The organism is Bacillus sp. Xin1 (genome assembly GCF_013314535.1).
Taxonomy (GTDB): Bacteria; Bacillota; Bacilli; order Bacillales; family Bacillaceae_G; genus Bacillus_A.
The window spans coordinates 15,763-41,480 of sequence record NZ_JABUAE010000005.1; the positions used below are offsets into that span (position 1 = coordinate 15,763).

General features: G+C 35.8%; 23 protein-coding genes. 12 read left to right on the forward strand and 11 right to left on the reverse strand.

Annotation, left to right across the window (positions count from 1 at the left end; genetic code table 11):
• Position 1: 1 nt before the first annotated feature.
• Positions 2 to 1,177 carry a M20 family metallopeptidase gene (locus tag HRG09_RS07755; protein ID WP_174100244.1) on the reverse strand — a complete coding sequence of 392 codons (1,176 nt, stop codon included), beginning with the start codon at positions 1,175 to 1,177 and terminating at the stop codon, positions 2 to 4.
• A gap of 231 nt (positions 1,178 to 1,408) precedes the next feature.
• Entirely contained in the window at positions 1,409 to 2,122 is a 714-nt protein-coding gene (locus HRG09_RS07760; protein WP_174100245.1) for a C39 family peptidase, read from the reverse strand.
• 413 nt (positions 2,123 to 2,535) lie between these two features.
• On the opposite strand from HRG09_RS07760, the gene HRG09_RS07765 reads away from it, so the two are divergent.
• From HRG09_RS07765 to HRG09_RS07800, 8 genes are all read left to right on the forward strand, one after another.
• Positions 2,536 to 3,954 (forward strand): amino acid permease, encoded by a 1,419-nt coding sequence (locus tag HRG09_RS07765; protein WP_174100246.1) that lies wholly within the window; start codon positions 2,536 to 2,538, stop codon positions 3,952 to 3,954.
• A 283-nt stretch (positions 3,955 to 4,237) separates the two neighbouring features.
• A complete protein-coding gene (gene qoxA, locus HRG09_RS07770) occupies positions 4,238 to 5,113 on the forward strand; it encodes a cytochrome aa3 quinol oxidase subunit II (RefSeq protein ID WP_174100247.1) in 876 nt (291 codons plus the stop codon).
• 33 nt (positions 5,114 to 5,146) lie between these two features.
• Positions 5,147 to 7,081: a cytochrome aa3 quinol oxidase subunit I gene (qoxB, locus tag HRG09_RS07775; protein ID WP_174100248.1), complete on the forward strand. Its 1,935-nt coding sequence runs from the start codon at positions 5,147 to 5,149 to the stop codon at positions 7,079 to 7,081.
• A gap of 13 nt (positions 7,082 to 7,094) precedes the next feature.
• Positions 7,095 to 7,697, forward strand: a complete 603-nt coding sequence (qoxC, locus tag HRG09_RS07780; protein WP_174100249.1) for a cytochrome aa3 quinol oxidase subunit III — start codon at positions 7,095 to 7,097, stop codon at positions 7,695 to 7,697.
• Positions 7,698 to 7,699: 2 nt separating this feature from the next.
• The gene (gene qoxD / locus HRG09_RS07785) at positions 7,700 to 8,011 is read left to right on the forward strand and encodes a cytochrome aa3 quinol oxidase subunit IV (RefSeq protein WP_174100250.1); all 312 of its coding nucleotides are present in this window, start codon (positions 7,700 to 7,702) and stop codon (positions 8,009 to 8,011) included.
• Between the two features lie 374 nt (positions 8,012 to 8,385).
• Entirely contained in the window at positions 8,386 to 10,215 is a 1,830-nt protein-coding gene (locus HRG09_RS07790) for a monovalent cation:proton antiporter family protein (RefSeq protein WP_174100251.1), read from the forward strand.
• Positions 10,216 to 10,330: 115 nt separating this feature from the next.
• Positions 10,331 to 10,564, forward strand: coding sequence for a DUF4022 family protein (locus HRG09_RS07795; RefSeq protein ID WP_174100252.1), 234 nt, complete (start codon positions 10,331 to 10,333; stop codon positions 10,562 to 10,564).
• Between the two features lie 14 nt (positions 10,565 to 10,578).
• Positions 10,579 to 11,016, forward strand: coding sequence for a GNAT family N-acetyltransferase (locus HRG09_RS07800; protein WP_174100253.1), 438 nt, complete (start codon positions 10,579 to 10,581; stop codon positions 11,014 to 11,016).
• 36 nt (positions 11,017 to 11,052) lie between these two features.
• On the opposite strand, the gene HRG09_RS07805 is transcribed toward HRG09_RS07800, so the two are convergent.
• From HRG09_RS07805 to HRG09_RS07815, 3 genes are all read right to left on the reverse strand, one after another.
• Complete coding sequence (locus HRG09_RS07805) at positions 11,053 to 11,490, reverse strand: hypothetical protein (RefSeq protein WP_174100254.1); 438 nt, start codon at positions 11,488 to 11,490, stop codon at positions 11,053 to 11,055.
• Positions 11,491 to 11,499: 9 nt separating this feature from the next.
• A complete protein-coding gene (locus tag HRG09_RS07810) occupies positions 11,500 to 11,700 on the reverse strand; it encodes a helix-turn-helix transcriptional regulator (RefSeq protein WP_174100255.1) in 201 nt (66 codons plus the stop codon).
• Positions 11,701 to 11,881: 181 nt separating this feature from the next.
• Positions 11,882 to 13,174 carry an NCS2 family permease gene (locus HRG09_RS07815; RefSeq protein WP_174100256.1) on the reverse strand — a complete coding sequence of 431 codons (1,293 nt, stop codon included), beginning with the start codon at positions 13,172 to 13,174 and terminating at the stop codon, positions 11,882 to 11,884.
• 478 nt (positions 13,175 to 13,652) lie between these two features.
• Here HRG09_RS07815 and HRG09_RS07820 point away from each other — a divergent pair, with 478 nt between their 5' ends.
• The gene (locus tag HRG09_RS07820) at positions 13,653 to 14,981 is read left to right on the forward strand and encodes an amino acid permease (protein WP_254610045.1); all 1,329 of its coding nucleotides are present in this window, start codon (positions 13,653 to 13,655) and stop codon (positions 14,979 to 14,981) included.
• Between the two features lie 182 nt (positions 14,982 to 15,163).
• Positions 15,164 to 16,720: a DNA-binding protein gene (locus HRG09_RS07825; RefSeq protein ID WP_174100257.1), complete on the forward strand. Its 1,557-nt coding sequence runs from the start codon at positions 15,164 to 15,166 to the stop codon at positions 16,718 to 16,720.
• A 144-nt stretch (positions 16,721 to 16,864) separates the two neighbouring features.
• On the opposite strand, the gene HRG09_RS07830 is transcribed toward HRG09_RS07825, so the two are convergent.
• Positions 16,865 to 18,592, reverse strand: a complete 1,728-nt coding sequence (locus HRG09_RS07830; protein ID WP_174100258.1) for a DUF2339 domain-containing protein — start codon at positions 18,590 to 18,592, stop codon at positions 16,865 to 16,867.
• A 184-nt stretch (positions 18,593 to 18,776) separates the two neighbouring features.
• Here HRG09_RS07830 and HRG09_RS07835 point away from each other — a divergent pair, with 184 nt between their 5' ends.
• Positions 18,777 to 19,313 carry a DUF3916 domain-containing protein gene (locus HRG09_RS07835; protein ID WP_174100259.1) on the forward strand — a complete coding sequence of 179 codons (537 nt, stop codon included), beginning with the start codon at positions 18,777 to 18,779 and terminating at the stop codon, positions 19,311 to 19,313.
• Positions 19,314 to 19,354: 41 nt separating this feature from the next.
• On the opposite strand, the gene brnQ1 is transcribed toward HRG09_RS07835, so the two are convergent.
• The gene (gene brnQ1, locus HRG09_RS07840; protein ID WP_395966563.1) at positions 19,355 to 20,656 is read right to left on the reverse strand and encodes a branched-chain amino acid transport system II carrier protein BrnQ1; all 1,302 of its coding nucleotides are present in this window, start codon (positions 20,654 to 20,656) and stop codon (positions 19,355 to 19,357) included.
• A 544-nt stretch (positions 20,657 to 21,200) separates the two neighbouring features.
• Here brnQ1 and HRG09_RS07845 point away from each other — a divergent pair.
• On the forward strand, positions 21,201 to 22,586 hold the full coding sequence (locus tag HRG09_RS07845) for a peptide MFS transporter (protein ID WP_174100261.1): 1,386 nt from the start codon (positions 21,201 to 21,203) through the stop codon (positions 22,584 to 22,586).
• A gap of 21 nt (positions 22,587 to 22,607) precedes the next feature.
• Here HRG09_RS07845 and HRG09_RS07850 read toward each other — a convergent pair whose 3' ends face one another.
• From HRG09_RS07850 to HRG09_RS07865, 4 genes are all read right to left on the reverse strand, one after another.
• Positions 22,608 to 23,243: a class A sortase gene (locus tag HRG09_RS07850; RefSeq protein ID WP_174100262.1), complete on the reverse strand. Its 636-nt coding sequence runs from the start codon at positions 23,241 to 23,243 to the stop codon at positions 22,608 to 22,610.
• 298 nt (positions 23,244 to 23,541) lie between these two features.
• Positions 23,542 to 24,015, reverse strand: coding sequence for a DUF2178 domain-containing protein (locus tag HRG09_RS07855; protein ID WP_174100263.1), 474 nt, complete (start codon positions 24,013 to 24,015; stop codon positions 23,542 to 23,544).
• Positions 24,008 to 24,235 carry a helix-turn-helix transcriptional regulator gene (locus HRG09_RS07860; protein WP_174100264.1) on the reverse strand — a complete coding sequence of 76 codons (228 nt, stop codon included), beginning with the start codon at positions 24,233 to 24,235 and terminating at the stop codon, positions 24,008 to 24,010. Before HRG09_RS07860 ends, HRG09_RS07855 begins: the two co-directional genes overlap by 8 nt.
• Positions 24,236 to 24,338: 103 nt before the next feature.
• A complete protein-coding gene (locus HRG09_RS07865; protein ID WP_174100265.1) occupies positions 24,339 to 25,592 on the reverse strand; it encodes a 3D domain-containing protein in 1,254 nt (417 codons plus the stop codon).
• Between the last annotated feature and the right edge of the window lie 126 nt (positions 25,593 to 25,718).

Consider the following 25,718-nt stretch of genomic DNA (forward strand, 5'->3'; position numbering starts at 1 on the left):
CTCATTCTCCTTTTCTCATAAAATTCAAAACAGATGAAACAAAAACTTCCACCCCAACTGGCAATGCATCTTCGTCAATTGTAAAACGAGGATGATGATGCGGGTATACAATCCCTTTTTCTTTATTTCCAGCACCAATGAAGAAAAATGTACCTGGTGCTTTTTGTAAAAAGGCCGAAAAATCTTCTCCCGCCATTGTCGGCTGTAACCGTACTATCCGCTCTCTTCCGTAAAGTTCTAATGCCGCATTTTCGACAAGTTGTGTAACTTGTTCATCATTTACAACCGGACGATAGCCGTACTCATATGAAAATGTATAATTTGCGCCATAAGATTCTGTAATATGTTTAACAAGTTTTTCAATTCGCTGCGCAGTTTGTTCTCGTAATTCATGCTTTAAACTTCTTACCGTACCTTCAATCTTCGCTTGCTCTGGAATTACATTATGTGTTGTTCCGGCATGAAATTGCGTTACAGATAAAACGAGAGAATCTAACGGATTCGTAAGGCGCGATACGATTTGTTGAAGTTGGGTAACTACTTGTGTACCAATAGCAATGCTATCGACTGTTTCATGCGGAATACCGGCATGTCCGCCCTTTCCTTCTATTGTAATTCTAAACACATCAGGCGCTGCCATCGCTGGACCATAAATGAAACCAACTTTCCCCACTTCTAAAGAAGCCCAAAGGTGCGCTCCAATAATATAGTCCACATTTTCCATCACGCCTGCTGCAACCATTTCCTCAGCACCACCTGGAAAGTCTTCTTCAGCATGTTGAAATAGAAAACGAATTTCTCCCTTAATTTTTTCTCTTTGCTCCACTAGTGTATATACAGCACCAAGGAGCATCGCAATGTGACCATCATGCCCACATGCATGCATCACTCCTGGATATGTAGAAACAAATTCAAATTGATTTTCTTCTTGGATGGGAAGCGCATCCATATCTGCACGAATCGCAATCACTTTCCCAGGGTGTTTACCAATTAATCTTGCCATGATGCTATACTTTGTCGGTCGTGAGAGTTCTAGATGAGGAATTGTTTGAAGTATGTCGTATATATACTGAGATGTTTTTTCTTCTTGAAAAGATAACTCCGGATACCTGTGAAAATGCCTTCTCCATTCTATTAATTGTTCTTTAGAAAGAACAATATCTTTTACTTCATCCATTTCTCCTCTTCCTTTCTTCACCAAGTTAAATGTTATTATAACTTGAATCCTCATTAAAATAAATAATATTCTGAATATTATTTATTTTAATGAGGAGCGTATCTTTAAACATCGTTTTTTCTGCACTCTTCATCTAACCTCTTTATTTTCTCTGAATTTCTAGGTAGAAATGTTCTCAATCCTGAATAACGAAAAAAATAAAAAGCTACCTAATTAGGTAGCTTTTTATTTTTATAGAATAGTAATCGCTTGTTTTCCCATTTGCTCCCATGCTCTTTCAAATTCAGAACGTGATACTTTTTTATTCGGATTGTTAGCTAACGGATCGTTCATATATACGTAGTTTTGATCATATCCAACAACTACTACGCTATGCTCGTAATATGTAATTTTTATATCACCGTTATTTGTATTCCATGTTTCAAAACTACCTTCAGCTAGCGGTTGAAACGTTGTATTCGCAATTACCCATACTGGTGAACCTGAACTTATGACTTTATAAATATCCTGAATATCTTTTCCTGTTAAATCAATGGTTTTTTCAGGCATATACTTTTCGGCAAGTTTAAAAATAGGCTCATGATACACACCATATCCAGGCTCAGCCTTCGTATAAATATTTCCAACGAATCCTTCATAAGGGTTTCCTCGAAGGTTATTTTCTTTAAATGGAACTTTATTGATTTCACTTGCAAGTTGCATCTTATCTACTTGTACACCTTTATACTGCAATAACATTGCTAGACTCGTAACCTCACAACCTCGCTGCAGTTCTGGAAGTTGTTTTATGAATGGAACACTTTCAATCATAGCTGTTTCTTTCATATCAAACAAAAAATCTACTCGTAACTCTTGGACTTTTTGAAGAATTTTATTTTTCCCTATAAAAATAATAGCAACAAGTATAATCCCTATAATACATATATATTTGAATCTCTTTGACATGTTCAAAACTCCATTACATCATCATTTTCATCTTTTATTGTACCTTTCTTCCGTCTAGTTTGCCAGAAAGATTATATGAATTATTATTCAATCTAACTGTTTTAAAATTCTAATTCTTTGTAATTAAAAGAAAAATACATGTACTTTTTCAGAATATTCCGCTATAATCAAAAGCGTTATGTGTTTTAGAAAGGGCCTTCTTTTATTCACAAAACATGAAATGAGAGACTAATCATAGTTGTTTTTATCACCACTCTTACACCCAGAAAATATACATAATCAATTTCTATAGTGATATACAGAAAACTACTATCAGTATGTTTTTCATCCCCCACTAATGATTAGTGAAATGAAGCACGCTCGATATTCATCGAGCAAAACAAACAAGGAAAAGAACACGGGGTGAAGAGAATATGAATCAAACTAATACAGAACAAACAAGTTTACAACGGACAATGAAAAGCAGACACCTTTTTATGATTGCACTCGGAGGTGTTATCGGTACAGGATTATTCATGGGATCAGGACAAATCGTTCATAACGCCGGACCTGGTGGAGCCATCCTTGCATTTTTAGTTGGTGGCTTCGTTATGTATTTAACAATGCTTTGTCTTGGTGAACTATCTGTTGCAATGCCAGAAGCAGGCTCATTCCAAAGTTATGCAAGCCGATTTATTTCACCTGGTTTTGGATTTGTCGTTGGCTGGATGTATTGGTTAAACTGGGCCGTTACAGTTGGTGTCGAACTAACGACTGTTAGTATTTTAATGAAGCGCTGGTTTCCGGATGTTTCTTCATGGATTTGGTGCGTTATATTTGCAGCATTACTTTTCGTTGTAAACGCTTTATCAGCAAAAGCATATGCAGAAGCAGAATTTTGGTTTGCTAGCGTCAAGGTTGCAACAATCATCGTCTTCATCGTACTTGGAGGCGCCGTTATGTTTGGATTCCTAGATTTCAATGAAAAACCAGCACCAATGCTACATAATTTCACAGAAAATGGTGGACTATTCCCTAACGGTGTTTTAGCTGTTCTATTTACAATGATTACAGTAAATTTCTCTTTCCAGGGAACGGAATTAATTGGTATCGCTTCAGGTGAAAGTGAAAACCCTGAAAAAACAATTCCAAAAGCAATTAAAAATACAATTTGGCGAACTTTATTCTTTTTCGTACTAGCAATTACAGTTGTTGTTGGCTTACTTCCATGGCAAGAGGCCAATCTTGTAGAAAGTCCATTCGTACTCGTCTTTGACACAGTGGGAATTCCATACGCAGCAGATATTATGAATTTTGTTATTATTACTGCTGTATTATCTGTAGCTAATTCAGGACTATATGCGAATTCACGTATGCTTTGGGCGATGTCAAAACAAGGCATGGCAAGCCCTATATTTACAAAACTAACGAAAAAAGGTGTGCCACTGAACGTATTAGTTTTCAGCCTTATCTTTGCGAGCCTTTCGCTATTAACAAGCGTATTTGCAGCAGATACCGTCTTTTTAGTATTAACATCCATTGCCGCAATGGCAGCAGTTGTTGTCTGGATGTCAATTGCAGCTTCACAATTTTTCTTCCGAAGAGAATTTATAAAAAATGGCGGAAATATAAACGATTTAAAATATCGCACACCACTTTATCCAATCGTTCCAATTTTAGCTTTCTCTTTAAATTTTATTACATTCGTTAGTTTAGCTTTCATTCCAGATCAACGCATTGCACTTTACTGCGGGATTCCATTTATGATTATTTGCTATATCTTGTATCAAGTGAAATATAAAAAAGTTGTCACATTTGAACAGCAACGAAGTATTACACAAGAAATAAACTAAATATATGAAATATTCAACTATCTTACCTTATGATAAGATAGTTTTTTTCTATTTCTTGGATATGCTGGTATAACTTTAATTATCTTAAAATTCTCACAATCATAGTTTCGTCTGAAAAATGGTTTACAATGTAATCAAGTTACAAATGATATTCACCTTAAAAAGTGTGCATTTGTGTCTATTTTTTAACAATCTAACAAAAACTATTGCCTTCTATAAATTAATAGGTTTATATTGTTTTATTGGCATAGTTTCAATCCAAGGAGAAAGGAGATTTTCAATCGTGCAACTAAAGAAATCGTTTTGGAAGTTGGCTTCACTTCTTCCTTTATCACTACTCTTGTTCCTCGGTGGCTGTGAGAAAAAACTTGCAGTATTAAATCCACAGGGGCCTGTTGCAAAAGCACAGTATGATTTGATCGTTTGGTCATTCGTACTTATGTTGTTGATTATTGCAATTGTATTCATTTTGTTTACAGTCATCTTGATTCGTTATCGTGAAAAACCAGAAAACATGGACTATGAGCCACCTGATCAACACGGTAACACATTATTAGAAATTATTTGGACACTCTTCCCAGTTATTATCGTTATTGCATTATCAATTCCAACGGTAAAAGCAACTTATGCATCAGAAGAGGTTCCAAAAGAGTCTAAACATATTAAACCAGTTGAAATTTATGTTACATCAGCTAACTGGAAATGGTTATTCAGTTATCCAGAGGAAAATATTGAAACCGTTAACTATTTAAACGTACCAGCTGGTACACCAATTCAATTTAAATTAACATCTGTTGGTCCAATGAATGCCTTCTGGGTTCCAGAACTTGGTGGTATGAAATACACAATGGACGGCATGATTATGGATTTATTCCTACAAGCTGATAAGCCAGGTTCTTACCTTGGTCGTAGCTCAAACTTCTCCGGTGAAGGATTTACTCACATGGAATTTGAGCTTGAAGCAAAAACAAAAGAAGATTATGACAAGTGGGTAAAAGAAGTAAAAGAAACTGCTAAACCACTGACAGAAGAAAAATATAACGAAATCATTAAACCTGGTGTAGTAGGGCGTATGACATTCTCTAGTCACCACTTAAAGTATGTAGATCCAAAATCACTTGAATACTGTGATTACAACTACTACAAAAACAAAAAGTAACAGATATTATTCCAACAGATTGGAGTGAACACAGTGAAGCTTGATGAATTTTTTGTCACAGGCGATCCGATTATTTACGGAGCTGACGCATCTATTGTTCTTGTGACATTAGCAATCATTTTCGTACTGACAAAGTATAAAAAATGGAAATGGCTTTGGGATGAATGGTTAACAACTGTTGACCATAAAAAAATCGGTATAATGTATATTATATCGGCAGTATTAATGTTATTCCGTGGTGGGATGGACGGTCTAATGATCCGTGCTCAATTAACTTTCCCAGACACAACATATTTAGACGCTACACACTATAACGGAATTTTCACAACGCATGGTACAGTTATGATTCTTTTCATGGCCATGCCATTCGTTATGGGATTAATGAACGTTGTTGTACCATTACAAATTGGTGCTCGTGACGTTGCATATCCATTCTTAAACGCATTAAGTTTTTGGTTATTCTTTATCGGAGCAATGTTATTCAACATCGCTTTCGTTATCGGAGGTTCTCCAGACGCTGGGTGGACATCATACTTCCCAATGGCTGGTACCGAATTTACTCCTGGCGTAGGAAATAACTACTACGCAATTGCATTACAGATTTCAGGTCTTGGTACATTAATGACAGGTATTAACTTCCTTGTTACGATTTTAAAAATGCGTACACCTGGTATGACATTAATGAAAATGCCAATGTTTACTTGGTCAATTTTAATCACAACAATTATCATTATTTTCGCTTTCCCAGTATTAACAGTTGCTCTTGCATTAATGACATTTGACCGTCTATTTGATGCTCACTTCTTTACGATGGCGAGCGGCGGTATGCCAATGCTTTGGGCCAACCTGTTCTGGGTATGGGGTCACCCTGAAGTATATATTGTTATCTTACCGGCATTCGGTATTTTCTCTGAAATCATTAGTACATTCGCACGTAAACGTCTATTCGGATACAGCGCAATGGTGTACTCAATGATTGCAATTTCTTTACTAAGTTTCGTTGTATGGCTTCACCACTTCTTTACAATGGGATCTGGTCCAGCCGTTAACTCATTCTTCTCGATTTCGACAATGGCGATTTCGATTCCAACCGGGGTTAAGATCTTTAACTGGTTGTTTACACTGTATAAAGGACGTATTCGTTTTACAGTTCCAATGCTTTGGTCATTGGCATTTATTCCAAACTTCGTAATCGGTGGGGTTACAGGGGTTATGCTTGGAATGGCAGCAGCTGACTATCAATACCATAACAGCTACTTCCTAATCGCCCACTTCCACTACGTATTAATCGCAGGTACAGTATTCGCAATGCTTGCTGGATTTACGTTCTGGTATCCAAAAATGACTGGTCATATGTTAAACGAACGCCTAGGTAAATGGACATTCTGGATCTTTATGAGTGGATTTAACATCTGTTTCTTCCCAATGTACTTCTTAGGCTTAGATGGTATGACTCGTCGTATGTACACTTACTCCGCTGATTTAGGATGGGGTTGGCTAAACCAAATCGCATCTGTCGGTGCGGTAATGATGGGTATCGGCTTCCTAATCCTTTGCTACAACGTAGTTTGGAGTGCACGTCACGGTGAGCGTGACACTACTGGAGATCCATGGAATGGTCGTACACTTGAATGGGCAACTCAATCTCCTGTACAACATTACAACTTCGCTAAACTTCCTGAAATTAAAGAAGCTGATGCTTTCTGGTTCATGAAGCAACGCGGAGAAACAATTACACCAAAAGCAGATGAATTAAAACCAATTCACATGCCAAGTAACTCTGGTGTGCCAATTATTATGTCTAGCTTTATCGGTCTTGCTGGTTTTGCGTTAGTATTTAGCTGGTTCTGGTTAGCAATTATTGGCGGTATCGGTATGCTAGCTTGTATGATCTATCGTTCATTTGATTATGACGATGGTTACTACGTAAGCGTTGATGAAATTAAAAAAACAGAACATGTAGCATGAGAGGTGAAACGAAATGGCGGCTTTAGATAAAAGCTTACCTTTAGAATATCAATCTGAACAAAGCAGATTGAATATTCTAGGGTTCTGGATTTTCCTAGGGGCTGAAATTATGCTGTTCGCAACACTTTTCGCCTCTTATTTAGTCCTTGCTGGTCGTACGGCAGATGGCCCAACACCAGCGCAATTGTTTGAAGTTAAAACACTTTTAATTCAAACACTCCTACTTTTAACAAGTAGTTTTACATGCGGTATCGTAATTCATGAAATGCGTAAGCATAACCAAAAAGCTATGTTAGGATGGTTCATTCTCACATTACTTTTAGGTGCAGGCTTCCTATTCTTTGAAATTGAAGAGTTCATCCTGTATGTTGGGGAAGGCGCTACGCTTCAAACAAGCGCGTTCTTATCTGGATTCTTCGTTCTTCTTGGAACGCACGGTGCCCACGTAACGGGTGGTATCATCTGGGCAACTTGTGTAATCATCCAAATTTTAAAAAGAGGCTTAACACCAGTTACAGCTCGTAAAGTATTCATTATCAGCTTATACTGGCATTTCCTTGACCTTGTTTGGATCTTCATTTACACACTAGTTTACTTGAACGGGATGGTGGCGTAATAATGGGACAAAACAATACTCAAGCAAATGGACATTCGCATAGCGGGTTTCCATGGTCACACGTTTTCGGGTTCATTTTATCGCTTGCACTAACGTTTCTTGCTTTATACGTTGCGCTTTACACAGACTTGCCACTTTCAACGATATTAACAACTATTATCGTAATGGCACTTGCGCAAGCTTTATTACAATTAATTATGTTCATGCACTTAAGAGAAGGAGAAGGTACAATTCAAATTCTTACAATGATATACAGTTTCTTCGTTGCAATCGCAACAATCGGTCTTACTGTATGGATTTTCTTCTCTATGTAATGAATAGAAAATGGACTGTTGAGATTATCTCAGCAGTCTTTTTATTTATCCCGCATTAACGGGCAGTAATACCCCCACCTCAAAATTCGGCGGGAGCAAAGAAGTTAGGTGGGAGATAAACTGCCCGTAAAAGCCCGATTGGTTCAACTAATAATCAGTGGGAGATGAAGAAAACCCCCACTGATTAAAGTTTCACTTTATTCCCCTCCTCTTCTATCCATATTACGGAAATTACAACATTATCATGTAAACCATACTTATTATGACAAATGTTAAGAAAACTCTTTCTTTATGAAATCGAGTTCACATGCATTGCTTTTCTTCCTATAATATGGCTAAAATAAGTACTATATTATTTGAAGGGAGAGAACGCAGTGGAACATCATTCCTCAGTCCTATCACTTATGATTGTTGTCGCAATCGCGTTTTTCATTCCCCTTTTGTTACAACGCTTTAAATTAAAAGCACTTCCTGTCGTAGTTGCAGAAATTATCGCAGGAATTTTTGTAGGAAAAAGTGGATTTAATGTCATCGAGCCAGACATGTGGCTTCAAGTCTTATCAACACTAGGATTTATCTTCTTAATGTTCTTAAGCGGTTTAGAAATCGATTTTTCTATCTTTAAACAAAAAGGGAAAAAGAATACGACGAACGAACCAAACACGTTCCAAGTAGCAAGCATTATCTTTTTATTCATTTTCATCTTATCCTACGCTATATCACTTATATTCGTATGGCTTGAATTTGTAGATAGTGCCTTATTTATGACATTAATTATTTCAACAATTTCTTTAGGTGTTGTTGTTCCAACATTAAAAGAAAATAACTTAGGGAAAACAGCAATTGGCCAAATCATTTTATTAGTTGCTGTTATTGCCGATTTAGTTACGATGATCCTACTCGCTGTATTCGTCGGACTGAACTCGGAAAGCGGTCAAAGCATGTGGCTTCTTCTCGTTCTATTTGGCGCAGGTATTGTCATTTACTTTGTGGCAAGACGCTTTAAAAATATTCCATACCTAGAAAATTTAAAGGCTGGTAGTGTCCAAATTGACACACGTGCCGTATTTGCACTCATTTTAATCTTAGTCGGTTTATCTGAATCTGTTGGTGCAGAAAATATTTTAGGGGCCTTTTTAGCAGGTGTGCTCGTATCCCTATTATCACCAAATGAAGATATGGTCGAAAAGCTTGATTCCATCGGATATGGCTTCTTCATCCCAATTTTCTTCGTTATGGTTGGTGTTAATTTAGAAGTATGGTCTATTTTTAAAGAGCCTTCTAGTATGCTAATGATTCCGATTTTAATTGTGGGACTCTTTATTTCAAAACTACTGCCATCACTTGTACTAAGAAAATGGTACCCACGTAATATTGTATTAGGAAGTGCGATTTTATTAACATCGACACTTTCATTAGTTATTGCCGCAGCACAAATTGGTGAAAAGCTAAATATCATTAGTCCCAGTCTATCTGCTTCACTTATTTTGAGTGCAGTTATTACATGTATTTTTGCACCTATATTCTTTAAAAAGATGTTTCCAAAAATGGAAACACCAAAACCAAGAGTTTCTATTATTGGCGCAAGTCGAATCACTCTTCCACTATCACTTGATTTAAAACGTGAAGATTATGATGTGACCCTATACATGATGCGTCAAAATAAAGTAAATACAGAGGAAGCAAAGTCCCATGACTTCCCGATTGTAAAACTAGATACAATTACGATAGAACTATTAGAAGAACACAAAGCATTCGATGCAGATCGCGTTGTAGTTGCAACAAGCGATGATGAACAAAACTTATTATTAGCAGAACATGCGAAAGAATTAGGCGTTGAACATGTTATTGCAAGTGTAGAAGATCCACTTCTACAGGAAAAAGCAACACAAGAACATATTGCCGTATTCTCCACCATCAACTCTACACGAATTTTATTACGCGCACTCATCGATAGACCCAGTCTCGTTCGTTTAATTACGACAGCAAATGAAACAGTTCGTGAAGTTGAATTACGTAGTAATAAATATAACGGTTTACCGCTTCGTCGTCTGCCGTTCCTAGGTGACGTGCTCATCATTCAAATTTACCGTGGTAATCAAGCACTCGTACCACACGGTGATACAAAATTACAACATGGCGATACGCTTCTTGTAACAGGCTCAAAAGAGCACATCGATACACTGAAAAGCATATTAGAATAGCAGCAGGTCCCCTTTCAAAATTGAGAGGGGATTTTTTTAGTACATAACATTCGCAAAATTTTTCTTAAGATTCTCGTTTTTTAATGGTAAAATATTACTATCACATATTATGGGGATGAATCACACTATGTCTATTTCAACTTTAGCTCTTTTGTTATTAGCAGAAGTACTCGTTGCCATTATTCTTATTGGCATTAGCATTGAAATTTGCAGCTATGGATGGAAGAAATCCAATGGTACGAAATACTTTTGTCTCTTTCTTTCCCTTCTCATTGGTACTGGTAGCATATTAGGTCTTTGTGTTGCGCCGGCCTATTTTTTTCTGCAACTTATTGAGAAATCCTCATAAGAAAGGACAATAATATGATTACAATCAAACATATTGATGCCTCTGAAACATATAAACTACGGCAAGGTATTTTGCGACCAAATCAACAGTTAGATGCTTGCAAATACACATCTGATTACGAAACAAATTCCTTTCATCTCGGTGCCTTCTTACATGATGAACTCATTAGTATCGCTTCTTTCTCATCTGAAGCAGAGCCTTCCTTACAAGGTAATAACCATTATCGCTTACGAGGCATGGCTACAGTTCCCGCTTTTCGAAAGCAACATGCTGGTCGCTCATTAATTAATCATGCCGAAATAATCTTAAAGGAACGCCAAGCAGAGCTGCTGTGGTGCAATGCCCGAATTACGGTTACCGATTACTACAAACGATTAGAATTCCATGAACACGGCGAAATGTTTGATATCCATCCGATTGGACTTCATAAATTGATGTATAAAGCGTTATAATCATAATATAGCCCTCTCCATATGGAGAGGGCTATATTATAATTCATCATCTTCATCTCTTATTGATTTTCTATAATAATAGACATATAAAAAAGGAACTAAAGAACAAAGAAATACAACAATACCAATTATCCCTGCATCTAGTATAGAAGCATCAGGTGTTATAATCATTTGAATTCCCATGATAGCACCCGTAAGTATAATCGGAATAAGTAACAATTTGAAAAAATAGCTACGTTTTTCCGGCTCTCCGCTTTCATATACCTCAACTGATTGCTTTAGATTTAAAACATTGACGGATATGATCCCAAGCATAAATAACATTAGCAAGTCAGAAACCCCTTCATATCCAGTTCCCTTTATAACATAACGATAAAAAATCATACTTAATATTATACAGTTCTGTAGCATAAATGCCATTCTAATATGTTTTAATCCTTGAACCATTAACCGTTCATCTTTCACGATCCTCATGGTTACCCTTCACTCCCTCTCCTCCCAAAATAAATCGTTTAACGTTTTATTTAGTGCATAACAAATATTTAAACATAACTCTAAAGAAGGGTTATATTTCCCCTTTTCAATTAAACTAATCGTTTGCCTTGTAACTCCTACTTTTTCTGCTAATTGTTGTTGTGTTAAATCTAACTGAACACGAGCGACTTTTATTTTACTTACAGCCAATCCATGTCCCTCCTTCACCATTAATTGTAACATATATATTTCATTATTCAATTTATAAATTACATAAAATATTCCACTTTTTATTCTTTATAACCAATTTTAAACTTCTACAAATCAAACTTTCAATTCATTATACATGAAAAAAAGGCACTTCCTAATGGAAGCACCCTTTTCTACACGATTATAAGAACAAATGACATCCAAATAAAATTGCAAAGAAATAAAGTAGCGGATGAACTTCTTTCCCTTTTCCCTTTACAATCTTTAAAATCGGATAAATTAAAAATCCAAGTGCAATTCCATTTGCAATACTAGATGTTAACGGAATTCCGATAAAAATTAAAAATGCCGGCAGTGCATCTTCAAATTCACTCCAATTAATATCTCTTATGCTTTGCGCCATTAGACTTCCTACAATGATTAGTGATGGAGCAGTAATTGCTGCTACACTAGATAACGAAGCAATAACAGGACTGAAAAATGCAGTAACGATCGTTAAGCAAATTACTACAATACCTGTTAATCCAGTTTTACCACCTGCCGCAATTCCAGCTGATGATTCAATCGTTGCTGCTGTTGGGCTTGTCCCAAACACGGCTCCCGTTGTACCGCCGATTGCATCCGCAATAAATGCTTTACCGAAACGTTTTTCGGCATTATCTGTATTTAAACCAGCTTGTTTAATTAAACCAAGTAACGCACCCGTTGTATCAAATAAAAGAACGAGTAAAAAAGAAAAGACAACACCATACAATCCATATTCAATTACATCAGAAAAAGCATTGATTGGATTTGAAACGATAATCCCTTCCGGCAAATGCGGAATCGCTACAATTTCATTCTCAAACTTCAGTTGTCCTGTAAAAAAGGCAACAATCCCGGTTACAATCATGCTAATAAATAATGATCCACTCACACGTAAAGCCATTAATACAGCTGCCAACGCTAATCCAAATAAAGTTAATATAACAGATGGTGAATGAAAATTCCCGATTGTAACTAAATTAGATGGATGATCAACAATAATCCCAGATAGACGAAAACCAATAAAAGCAATAAATAACCCAATCCCACCTGCAATAGCCTGTTTTAAACTGTCTGGAATCGCCACAATAAGCTTTTGACGAAATGATGTGAAAGACAATAAAAGAAAAATAATACCTGTAACAAATACTGCTGAAAACGCAATAACATATGTAATACCTTCTGCCTTTTGTACAACAGAATAAGCAAAATACGCATTCATCCCCATCGCTGGAGCAATAACAATCGGATAGTTTGCTAAAAACGCCATACATAATGTTCCAACAACTGTTGCAATAATGGTTGCCGTAAATGCTTGATCAAATGGTACACCTGCATCAGCTAATATTTTCGGATTGATGACCAGAATGTACGCAAATGTAAAAAATGTTGTGATGCCAGCTAAAATCTCTTGCTTCACAGAAGTGTTATACTTTTGTAATTGAAACATACTTAGGTACCCTTCCTACACAATGAATTATTATCACACATTCTTTTCTTATTATTGAGAAAATGTAATACTTAATCATACCAATCCATAAAAAGAAGAGTCAATATATTCACTAATAGTTCGAATTTTAAGTTTAGGTCTGACAAATTGAAAAACCTTTCTTATAGGTGGGAAAGAGCGTCCGGCCATACATAGAAGCGGTCAGGTCCTATTTTAGCCCCATGCTACGTTTAGAAAAAAGAGAAAACACAAATACAAGTTATCCTCAATTATATATTAAAAAATCCAAATAGTTTTATATAGTACAGCGTACAATAATTGTTTTTGTAGCATAACAGACAGAAATGTTTTATAATTTAAAATAGTTTCACTTCAAGTAAGCGTATTCAATTTTTTTCATCCTATAAGGAGGACTTTTTATGCAGCAAACAAATCAGGAACTTTAAACCGCGGTCTAAAACAACGACACATCACATTGATGTCTCTCGGATCCGCTATTGGCGTAGGACTATTTTTAGGATCTGCTTCCGCTATAAAATTAGCTGGACCTTCTATTCTATTAGCCTACATGATTGCTGGACTCGTTATCTTCTTCATTATGCGTGCTCTTGGAGAGATGGCAATTGAACAACCAGTTGCTGGCTCTTTTAGTAAATATGCATATGATTATTTAGGGCCGTTAGCAGGCTATATCACCGGTTGGAACTATTGGTTTTTATGGGTTATTACTTGCATGGCGGAAATTACTGCCGCTGGTATCTATATGGAGTTTTGGTTCCCAGATATCCCGCGCTGGATTTGGGCATTAATGGCTCTCGTATTAATGAGTGCATTCAACTTTTTATCTGTAAAAGTATTCGGGGAACTTGAATTTTGGTTTGCTTTAATTAAAATTATCACAATTATCTGTATGATCGTAATTGGGACAGGCATTATTCTATTTGGATTTGGAAATGATGGTATCGCGACTGGAATTTCAAATCTTTGGTCACATGGCGGCTGGTTCCCAAATGGTTTTTCTGGGTTACTTCTTTCCTTACAAATGGTTCTATTTGCTTATTTAGGAGTCGAACTTATCGGCGTTACAGCTGGTGAAGCACAAAACCCGAAGAAAACACTCGCGAAAGCAATTGATAACGTATTTTGGCGTATTTTACTGTTCTATGTTGGTGCTTTATTTGTTATGATGGCAATTTATCCATGGAATGAACTTGGCGATAAAGGAAGCCCGTTCGTATTAACATTCCAACAAATTGGTATAGCAAAAGCGGCGGGAATTATTAACTTTGTTGTCTTAACAGCAGCTCTTTCATCCTGTAACGGTGGTTTATTTAGTACGGGACGTATGTTATTTACATTAGCCGAGCAAAAAAAGGCACCTGAAAAATTCGGCCGTTTAAATAAAAATGGCATTCCAAGTAACGGAATTATAGCAACTTCCTTCGTCTTACTCGTTGGTGTTGTTTTAAATTACCTTGTTCCTGCAAAAGTATTTACATGGCTTACTAGCATTTCAACGTTCGGCGCGATTTGGACATGGGGGATCATATTAGTTGCCCAAATCCGCTTCCGCAAAGGATTACCAGCACAATCTGTACAAAAACTAACGTACAAGATGCCATTACATCCTTTAAGCTCTTATTTCTCGCTTGGTTTCCTTGCATTAGTATTAGGAATTATGGCTTATTCAGAGGACACACGAATTGCATTAATTGTTGGTCCGATTTGGTTAATTTCATTAGCAGCTGTATATTATTTAAAAGGGTTCCATAGGATAGATGCTGCACAAAATTCAAAAATTAGTTAAATATGTTACCCCTTCCTTATAGCGAGGAAGGGACTTTCTTATTTTTCACACAAATATTTATCAACAAAATTCATGTTATTTTTACAATTTTTTTGTATATTTTACATTTTCCATCTTTATTTTCATAAAAAAATCCATTACATTATTAAGGCACATATATTTATTATTAGGGGGGTTCTTCTATGAAGAACAAAAAATGGCTTAAACTTTCTTTAGCAACAGCAATTACACTCAGTATCGGAAGCGCTTATATTCCACCTACTTTCGCTGAAAGTGCTACAGATCCAGCACCTCAAATTACTGCAAAAGTTGTAAATCAAAACAATGGGAAGAAAGTATTATTTGATAATACACATGGGCAAACAGCAGGTACAGCTGATTGGGTCATTGATGGTGGTTTTTCTGATTTTGGAAATGGTATTGCTAAAAATGGATATTTTGTAAAAGAGCTTCGCCAATCTACACCTATTACATATGAAAATTTAAAAGATTATCATGTATTTATCGTTCCTGAAGCAAATATTCCTTATAAAAAATCTGAACAAGATGCAATGTTACAATATGTTAAAAATGGTGGTAGTATTTTCTTTATCGCAGATCATTATAATGCTGACCGAAATAAAAACCGCTGGGATTCTTCAGAGGTATTTAATGGATACAGACGTGGTGCATGGGACAACCCTGCAAAAGGTATGTCTAATGAAGAAGCAAACTCGCCAGCAATGCAAGGAGTAGAAAGCTCCGATTGGTTATCTCAAAACTTTGGTATTCGCTTTCGCTATAATGCGCTTGGAGATGTTTCTGCCAAAAATATTGTATCACCTGAACAATCCTTTGGTATTACAAAAGGTGTTTCATCCGTAGCAATGCATGCTGGTTCTACACTTGCCATTACAAACCCTAAATTAGCAAAAGGAATCGTGTACCTTCCAGAAAACCCATCAAAATGGAATAACGCTGTTGATAGTGGTGTTTATAATGGTGGCGGTATTGCAGAAGGTCCTTACGCTGCTATTGCTAAAGTCGGTCTTGGAAAAGCAGCATTTATCGGCGATTCTTCTCCTGTTGAGGATGCCTCACCAAAATATGTTCGTGAAGATACAGGACAAACAAAAAAAACATATGATGGATATAAAGAAGAAAATGATGCTATTCTGTTAGAAAATATTGTAAATTGGTTATCTAAACAAGAACCTTATACAAGTTTAGATCAAATAAATGGCTTACAACTTGATAACCCGACACCTTTGCAAACATTTGAACAACCTAATTTATCAACTGAGCCACAACCAGAACCTTGGAGTGCTCCAAATCAAGGATATCAATGGTTCAATACAAATACATTTAAGCTTGGTTCTTATGGATATAAGGGGTCTGTAACAACTAGCGATTATACAGTCATTCACCCTAGTATTCTACCGAACAACGAAGTATTTCAAATAAAACTTCAAGCGAACAATTTATTACCTAATGCGACATACAATAATTATTCTCTAGGGATTTTTACAACTGGAGGAACACAAGTTGCGAAAGTACAAAATGAAAATGGTACTTGGCCTTCTACTTTTGGATATAGTAGTGTATTCTCTTTCACGACAAATAGCCTAGGTTTTGCTGAAAAAATAGTAAATGTACAACTCGCACCGAATACAACTGGACAAGCCACTTTGCGTCTTCGTCAAAATACAATGACAAAATATAATGAAGCTGTCACTATTAATAATAAAGTGAAACTTTAATCAGCCCTCACGAATCGAGCTTTTACGGGCAGTTGATCCCCCACCTAACTTCTTTGCTTTCGCAGAATTTTGAGGTGGGAGTATTACTGCCCGTTAATACGGGATAAATAGTAAAAAAGCAATCCTAAATGGATTGCTTTTTTACTACTTATCTTTTTCTTTCGAGAAGAACATTCTTGAAATAACAATTCCTAGCCCACCAACAAGTAAGAATAACACTGCGCGAATCATCATCGATACTTCTGGTAAATCTAAGAAAAATAGCTTACCAACTGTTACAACTAATACAACAAGTCCAGCATATAATATTTCATTCATTCTTCTATTACGACCAAACCAAACTGATACTAAAGCATATATCATCCATAAAAGTGACACATATACACTTATAATGCTGCCATCCGTTGAAAGCACTTCTCCTATTCTAGTAATCGTAATAAATACCAGTACCATAAATCCATACATCGTAATAGAATATATATATTTTCCAAAATGTTGTAACATAGGTTTCACTTTCATCATGCCATAATAGAATGTTCCAACTAAAATGAGATGAGCTACAAAAGCAGCTGACATAAATGCCTCAAACGGACTAACAAGCGTCTGAAGCATACCAATTGCATAGATGGTAGCACTTATATACAATTTCACTTCTTGTTTCATCTTTGTAGAAGTAATAACACCTAAAAATCCTTGTAACATCAATACAATTGCTCCATTCACTAAACTAAATTCATATAAAATCGCTAAACTAAACGACCCCATCGCAAAACCGAATAAAAGATCCGTAAATAACGATTTTTTATTTTTCCTATATTCAGCTCCAAACATTACAACGTGTACAATCGCACTTATCAATAATCCCCATGTTGTAAATTCAGGAATCTTCGCAATTGACATTATAAAGAAGATTGCATTGGCGCTAAATGCTGCCATTCTCGGTTGATAAATAAAGGTTCGATCAATGAACATATGCCAAAATAGTGTAAGATGAATCAGTCCATAAACAACTGTTAATTGTACGTGTAGATTTCCTAACAATACTGTCATAACTACAAAGAAGATGAACGTTACAAGTACAGAAACAGCGTAAGACACCATATATAAATATTGATAACGATTTTTATATGCATACCATAATAAACTCACTGTTAATAACGTTTCATATCCAAAGAAAATGTAGGAATTAGGGGCTGCACTATTTAATAAAAATGGTACAAAAAATGCTCCTACCGATACAAATATAGCAAGATACTCTGATTGATATCGCTTAGCAAGATAAATACCGAGTATAATCCAAATAATATTTAAGATGAATGCAATGCTGGCCGGAAAAAAGTTGTACAAATAATGTGCAGCAAATGTTGTTAAAACAATACTTGTCACACTACCACCAGCTAGCACGAGGCCAAGCGCTTGACGTTCCTGTTTGATTTGCATATCCCCTATATAATACAATCCAACTGATAACGCTACCCCAAATACAATCCGAATGACTGGCGTAAGTAATCCTGCATCTACTCCTGCCTTAAATAGCCAAATGACTCCAAGCAACATAATTGCAACGAAAATTCTTGGCAGCCATGTTTGACAAAATTTTATAATATCAAATGGCTCTGGCTTAAACGCAGATATATCTACCTGCTTTATTTCTGGTTCCTTCACACTTTCTTGATCAGCAAAAACTTCTTCTTTTTTTACATTTGGTTTCAGAATACCAACTTCTATTTCCTCTTTAATCGGTTCCCTGAATTGCTGAACTTTTTCTTCTTCCATTACTCTTTGCTGCGCTTTTAACTCATAAAGCGTCTCCTGCAACGTATCAATCGTTGTTTCTAGCGCTTCTATTCTTTTACTCAAATCCTTTTTCATTTTCTCCCCCCTCTAATCATGCTGATGAAACAGTAAAGCACATCATAACAATTGGATAAATTACCAGTTATTTATATCATACTCTTTAACTATCTATTTTTTAAGATATTTCCTCCTAATAACCTCCTGTTTTCGCTATTATAGTAGTAAATGGAAATCTTTTTTCGTAAAATGAGGTGTTTCTATGAAAAAGTCAGTTTGGAATCGTCGTTCAAAAAGGAAAATTCGTGGTTTAAGGAGAGTATGCCGAAATTTTTTAAAATATACCACCACGCATACAAGTTCTTTGCCAAGCACAACTGAGCTATCTTCTCTAGGCTGTTGGTCTATTCATCTTCCGTTTCCTCCTTCTCATCTGAAATCAAAATCAGTGAAACAATTTTATTTACAAACAATCATTAACCGAGTAGAATTTTTCATCCATTTAAAAACTACAGCTGAAAAAGAATATCGTATTTACTTTTGTGTCTCATTTCCTAGCTTACAAACTTCTAATATCTTAATTGTATGTAGTAAACAAGACATAGAACGATTTTTTGAAGGTTTTTTAGGTAGCCCTATGGACGAGCCACAGTGGATTTCCTTATCACAAGAACGCGATATAAAAAAGGAACTAGGTTTACATATCCCTAAAGAATTACAAGTAAAAGGGTACACAGAAATTTTCACTGATCCTCATTACAACGATAAAGAGATGTGGTTTATAGGCGAATTAGAGTAAACAAAAAAGGCGTTTTCCAGTATAGAAAACACATTCTCCTCCTAATCCTTTTTATTCGTACAAACACTTACAAACATTCCTAAACAACCGCCTACAATCGCTGGAATAACCCATCCAACGCCTTCTGTATATAAAGGAATGTCTTTTAACATAGGTGTCCATTTTGAAAGGAACACATTACGATTTAAAATATCTATTCCACTGAAAATCGCTACTAGTCCAATGGTCACTGGATATATATACGTATACTTACCGATATACTTATGGCATAGTCCTAAAATAATTAGTGTTAAAGCAATTGGATAAATGAATCCAAGAATTGGAACTGATACTTGTAAAATTTGTGTTAACCCTAAGTTCGCAAGGATCATACTAGTAGCACTTAAAATAAAAGCCCACACTTTATAAGAAATTTTAGGAAATACTTCCGCAAAAAATTGGCTACATGATGTAACGAGTCCAATTGACACACATAAACAAGCAACAGTAAAAATAATTCCTAATAATACGGTACCACTTTGTCCAAATAATGCAGTCATAACGTGAGCTAACACTTGTGCACCATTATCAAACTTTCCAAGTGAGCCACTTATCGATCCAATATATCCGAGAATAACATAAATAAGAGATAATAAAAGGCCTGCGCCGATACCAGCCATACTCATACATGTTGCTAAACCTTTTTCGTCGTTTACTCCTTTCGCACGCAAAGCATTGGCTATAACAATACCAAAAATTAGCGCCGCTAAAGCGTCCATCGTTAAATACCCATCTAAAAACCCTTGAAATACCGCAGATGGCTTATAGTTCCCTATAGGTGCTTGAACTTCTCCAACTGGTGTAATCATACTTTTTATAAAAATAAGAGCAATCATACATAATAATAAGGGTGTTAATAGCTTTCCAAACAGCCCCATCAATTTCGATGGTGATAAACTTAGCCAATATACATTACTAAAAAAGATGACTGTATAAATAAGTAGTAATACACTACCCGCTTCCGGAAAGAACTGACCTAGTCCCATTTCAAAAGCTAAACTCCCAGCGCGTGGTATCCCTAGCCCCGGACCGATAAACAAATAAATTAAACAAGGAAAAATAATTGCAAACGAAGAATGTACACGATTTGCTAAAATTTGAAAACTCCCTGCTTTCGCAATCGCAATTACACCTAATATCGGAAGTCCTGTTGCTGATATGATAAAGCCAAGCAATGCAACCCACACCTGTTCCCCTGCTTCATATCCAAGGAAAGGTGGAAAAATTAAATTCCCGGCCCCGAAAAACATCGAGAATAGCATAAGGCTCATAAGCAAAATTTCTTTTTTCTGTAATGATTTCATTTCTTTCTCCTTCTTTACTTTTAAATAAGATGGAATCCTTCTCATCCTATATACATCTATTTTTGTTTTTCAACATATAAATTGCGGCTAGGTAAACAAAAGCAGACCTCCACTCATTTGCTCCCTTTGTTTACCATCGCATGAAGCTAAAAAGGTCTCTGACTGATCTCTGAGGAATATCAGCTTTTTAACTACTTATAAGTTACAGCTACGCAAACAAAAGCAGACCTCCACTCGTTTTCTACTTTTGTTTTCCATGGCATGGGGCTAAAAAAGGCACTGACCGCTTCTAGCCATCGCCGGATCCTCTCTTCCATCTAAAAAAAGAAAGGTTTTAGATGTTTCTTCAATTTTTTTGAACTTATACACTAAAACAAACATAGTCCATAGTCTATCACAAAAGAAATTCCCATTCTATATCTTTGAAGGTTTCCAATTTCTTCTGAAAAATCGACCTTTATTGACTTTTAATAGTTAATAAAGTAAACTATTAAATATACAAAACTATTAACTTTGTTTTCGTTTGTGTCAGGAGGAAACTTACATGGAATCAGCGATACAACTTGAGAAAAAACAACAAAGAAACAAGAAACATCCTCCAGGTTTATATCTACTCTTCTTCACTGAAATGTGGGAACGATTTAGTTACTATGGATTACGAGGATTATTAACACTATATTTAACAACAGCTTTAGTAAGCGGTGGCCTTGGGTTTAGTCCAGCTTGGGCACTTTCAATTTACGGATTTTATACTGGAGCTTGTTATTTTACTCCAATGATTGGTGGATACTTAACAGACCGTTTTCTTGGAAGACGCTTAGCAATCACAATAGGCGGCGTTACAATGGCAATCGGTAACCTTACGTTATTCGCTTTGCAAAATCAAATCGGGCTATACATTGGGCTAGCGCTTATTATTATTGGTAATGGTTTCTTCAAACCAAATATCTCTACACTTGTTGGGGAACTTTATGAAGAAAATGATCCAAAACGTGATAGTGCATTTACAATTTTCTATATGGGTATTAACGTCGGTTCATTTTTAGCTCCACTCGTTTGCGGGTTTTTATCAGAAAATTTATTCAAAACAACAGTAGATGGCGTTGTTCATTACGGCTTCCGTTACGGATTCTTAGCCGCTTCAATTGGTATGATTATCGGTCAAATATTATTTACAACGTTATCCAACCGATTCCTTGGCGATATCGGTAAAAAACCAACAAGAGATCTACAAACAGCATCAGGTAAAGAAACAGCTGGTAATACACCACTCACAAAAAAAGAAAAACAACATACAGCAGTTATCGTTATTTTAACTTGCTTCGTTGTCTTCTTCTGGGCTGGTTTTGAACAAGCCGGTAGCTCGTTAACACTATATACAAACAAGTTTGTTGATCGTTCTGTATTCGGATGGGAAATCCCAACATCTTGGTTCCAATCAGTCAATCCACTCTTTATCATCTTACTCGCCCCTGCTATTTCAGCACTATGGGCTAAGCTTGCTACAACCAAACGTGGAGACTTAAAAATCCCAACTAAAATGGGACTCGGTATGATTTTACTTGGAATCGGTTATATAGTTCTTGTTATCGCTACATTAAAAACAGGTAGTGATGAACACAACATTACAGAGAAAGCAAACCTATTATTTATTGTTTTCACTTATCTTTTCCATACATTAGGTGAATTGTTCTTATCACCTGTTGGACTATCAATGGTTAGTTCCTTAGCACCAGTAAAACTTGCTTCATTACTAATGGGCGTTTGGCTAGCTAGTTCAGGGATTGCCAACATTTTAGGGGGACAGCTCGCTAGTTTTACAACTTCACTTGGATATGCAGAAGTATTCACAGTTATAGGTGCTGTCGCTATTGTTTTAGGGTGTGTTTTATTATTACTTTCTAAAAAACTAGTAAAATGGATGGACTAAAAAAGCTGAGGGATTGCTCCCTCAGCTTTTTATTTTCTTAGTCTGAACAAAATCCCCTGTAACAACAAAACGTTTGGAGTTATCTGATACAGACACACATGTAATAAGTGTAACTTCTGTTTTCCCGTGATCTTCTACAACTTCCCATTTATCAGGTGTTACTTCTGACACATTCGTAACAGCGTACTCATACTCATTTTCATTATCATACAGGTAAATTTTATCGTCCTTTTTTAACGAGGATACATCACTAAACAAAACACCCTTTTTCGACATATTATGTCCTGCTAATGCATAATTTTCTTTTCCCATCTCTTGCTTCTCTTTTACAGTTGCTGCTCCTGATAATAAGTTTTTCTCAGTAGAAGCATTTAAAATTGGTAGTTTCAATGAAATACTTGGAATCTCAATACGACCAATTACTTGTGTTTTATCTAATGATGCATTTGCTACCTCTGATAAATCAGGTTGGTTAATTTTAGATGCATCTACAAATTGTGTATCCTGTTTTTGATATTCCATCTTCTGAACAGCTTGTACATTTTCTTTTTGCTTCTTCTCTGCCATATACCCATCATAAAATGGCTTACCAATTAAAATGCCACCTACAATAAATAAAAGGATTGATAGTATACTATATATTCTCCGCTTATTCATACATAATTCCTTCCCTTTACAAAAAATTACTTCTATATAAGATGATAAAGTAAGATAGCTACATGTACAAGTATGAGACCAAAAGGAAAAGAAATTTATTTACAGCTCAACACTCCATTAACCTTATCTGCACTCACAAATAGGTCTCGACCGTTTATTTTATGAATACCTTCCGGCGCTGCGCCAGCCGATGGATAAATTCCATTTCTATTATAAGAAATATTTGTAAACCTTCCCTTCAATATGCGTTAACTTTTTGTAAAAGTAGCATAAAAAAAGACGCACACGTGGCACGTCTTTAAGCAATTTTATTTCGGTACAGCGAAATATGAAATATCGTCATTTGTATAAAAAAGATTAACAATACAACATATAATGGGTATGCTGGAATATACGGACTAACAATCGGATGCATCACAAGTAGTGCAGCTCCAGTCGGTACGACAAACCAAAGTGCCATAAAAGTCGTACGACATGCTTTTGCGGTAATGACTTCCTCACGCTCATCATCTTGTGGAAATAAAAGAGGAAACATCCAAAAGGATAATTTCTTATATTTTTTCTTTTGCACTTTATAAAAAATAGTTGATACAACAGCCATAATCAATAGCAATAAAAACGGTATGATATTTATTGTTACCTCGAATGGTACTTTCTCACTTTGAATAATATTTTCCAACTCTATAACAGCATAATAAAATTCAACAAACGCCCAACTAGCCAATCCGATAAATAACACATTCACTGCATATGACAACATAATTCTATTCAACTTTTTCTCCCTCCTTATTTAAAACAAACACATCCTCCATCTTTAAATCAAATACATCACAAATCGTCAGTGCTAATAACAACGATGGAACGTAATCACCCTTTTCAATTGCAGCAATCGTTTGCCGTGTCACACCAACTTTTTCAGCTAATACACTTTGGGTGAAGTTAAAACGAGCTCTTAGCTCCTTTACCCTATTGCAAATGGACAAATTTACCACCCCTTACTATTATTGTATGCTAGACTTCACAAAATGTAAACTCAACTTAACATTAAAATCACAAAAAAATCCAACTTTACCTCATGTAAAGTTGGATTTGATTTTAACTTAAAATTGTAACTTTAACTCTTTTACGCCCCCACGTGCTAGAAGAAGCTTTATCCGGCATCAATACATCGATTCTATGACCTTTAATATCGCCACCAGTATCACCTGCAATTGCTTTTCCATAACCTTCAACATATACAGTGGATCCTAATGGAATAACACTTGGATCTACAGCAATTAATTTCATTCCTGGGTTTGCAGTTAAGTTATGACCCATTGCAGTTTTTACAATTTCACCTGGTTTATACCCATTCTCAGCTGGATCAGCTGTATAAGCAGTTGCTTCTACATAAATTTCACGACCGCCTTTAGCAGGTGCTGGTTCTGGCTGAGATGCAGGTGCAGGTGCAGGTGCAGGTGCTGAAGTCGTTTGCTTAGCCGCTTCTGCTTGTCTTACCTTTTCCTCTTCTTTCGCCTTCGCTAAAGCCTCTGCTTGTGCTTTCGCTTCTGCTTCTGCTTTTGCTTGAGCTTCTGCTGCTAATCTTGCAGCTTCTTGCTCACGAGCAATTGTTTCTTGTAATGCTTTCATATCAGATTCAATTTTTGCTTTTTCTTGTTCAGCTAAATTAATTTGACCTGCAATTTGATTATATTTTGTTTGCACAGCTTGTAAGTTTTCTTGACGTTTTTTCAAGTTTTCTTGTAAATTCGCTTGTGCCTTTGCTAACTTTTGTTTATCCCCTTCCAAAGAGGCCTCTTTTTCATCAATTACTTTTTTATCTTCTTCAATTTGACGAAGATCTTGTTCTTGAAGACGTAAAATCTCTTTATCTGCATCTAGAATTGTAGATACTGCATTCATACGTTGTAAGAAATCAGCAAAATTCTTTGATTCTACTACAACTTCGACTACTAAACTCGTATTTGAGCTATTTTGAACAGAAACCATACGTTTTTTCATAATATCTTTACGAGCAAGTACTTTATCTTCTAAAACGATAATTTCTCCCTTTTTCTGTTCAATTTGCTTATGTGTTTCATCGATTTTACTCTGAATAGCAGCTTGTTCCTCTTTGTTTTTTGTAATTGTATTATTTAAATTATGTAGTTCGCTTTCAATACCTTGTATTTCTTTATTAACAGCTTGCTTCTCTTGTTCTTTTTGCTGAATATCATTGTCATTCTGCTGCAATTGCTGTTGCATGTTGTTCAGTTTCTCGTCGTTTGACTCAGCTTTTACAGCGACTGTACTAGAAAGACCAATAATTCCTGCTAATACTAGACTACTGATTCGCTTAAAATAGTTCATAATCCGACTCCCTTCTCATACAGTTATACATGATTTATTTTACAGTTTGTTTACAAACTCATTAAATACATTTTATTTTTCATAACAAAAAATGCAAAACAAACCATAAAATGTAATAAACTCTTA

Bases quoted from the DNA above. Each gene is read 5' to 3' on its own strand.
- HRG09_RS07865 (WP_174100265.1), bottom strand. From the start codon at position 25,592: ATGAACTATTTTAAGCGAATCAGTAGTCTAGTATTAGCAGGAATTATT.
- HRG09_RS07800 (WP_174100253.1), top strand. From the start codon at position 10,579: ATGATTACAATCAAACATATTGATGCCTCTGAAACATATAAACTACGG.
- HRG09_RS07795 (WP_174100252.1), top strand. From the start codon at position 10,331: ATGAATCACACTATGTCTATTTCAACTTTAGCTCTTTTGTTATTAGCA.
- HRG09_RS07820 (WP_254610045.1), top strand. From the start codon at position 13,653: ATGTCTCTCGGATCCGCTATTGGCGTAGGACTATTTTTAGGATCTGCT.
- HRG09_RS07765 (WP_174100246.1), top strand. From the start codon at position 2,536: ATGAATCAAACTAATACAGAACAAACAAGTTTACAACGGACAATGAAA.
- HRG09_RS07845 (WP_174100261.1), top strand. From the start codon at position 21,201: ATGGAATCAGCGATACAACTTGAGAAAAAACAACAAAGAAACAAGAAA.
- HRG09_RS07815 (WP_174100256.1), bottom strand. From the start codon at position 13,174: ATGTTTCAATTACAAAAGTATAACACTTCTGTGAAGCAAGAGATTTTA.
- HRG09_RS07830 (WP_174100258.1), bottom strand. From the start codon at position 18,592: ATGAAAAAGGATTTGAGTAAAAGAATAGAAGCGCTAGAAACAACGATT.
- qoxD (WP_174100250.1), top strand. From the start codon at position 7,700: ATGGGACAAAACAATACTCAAGCAAATGGACATTCGCATAGCGGGTTT.
- HRG09_RS07850 (WP_174100262.1), bottom strand. From the start codon at position 23,243: ATGAATAAGCGGAGAATATATAGTATACTATCAATCCTTTTATTTATT.
- HRG09_RS07835 (WP_174100259.1), top strand. From the start codon at position 18,777: ATGAAAAAGTCAGTTTGGAATCGTCGTTCAAAAAGGAAAATTCGTGGT.
- HRG09_RS07760 (WP_174100245.1), bottom strand. From the start codon at position 2,122: ATGTCAAAGAGATTCAAATATATATGTATTATAGGGATTATACTTGTT.
- HRG09_RS07755 (WP_174100244.1), bottom strand. From the start codon at position 1,177: ATGGATGAAGTAAAAGATATTGTTCTTTCTAAAGAACAATTAATAGAA.
- HRG09_RS07805 (WP_174100254.1), bottom strand. From the start codon at position 11,490: ATGAGGATCGTGAAAGATGAACGGTTAATGGTTCAAGGATTAAAACAT.
- brnQ1 (WP_395966563.1), bottom strand. From the start codon at position 20,656: ATGAAATCATTACAGAAAAAAGAAATTTTGCTTATGAGCCTTATGCTA.
- qoxC (WP_174100249.1), top strand. From the start codon at position 7,095: ATGGCGGCTTTAGATAAAAGCTTACCTTTAGAATATCAATCTGAACAA.
- HRG09_RS07825 (WP_174100257.1), top strand. From the start codon at position 15,164: ATGAAGAACAAAAAATGGCTTAAACTTTCTTTAGCAACAGCAATTACA.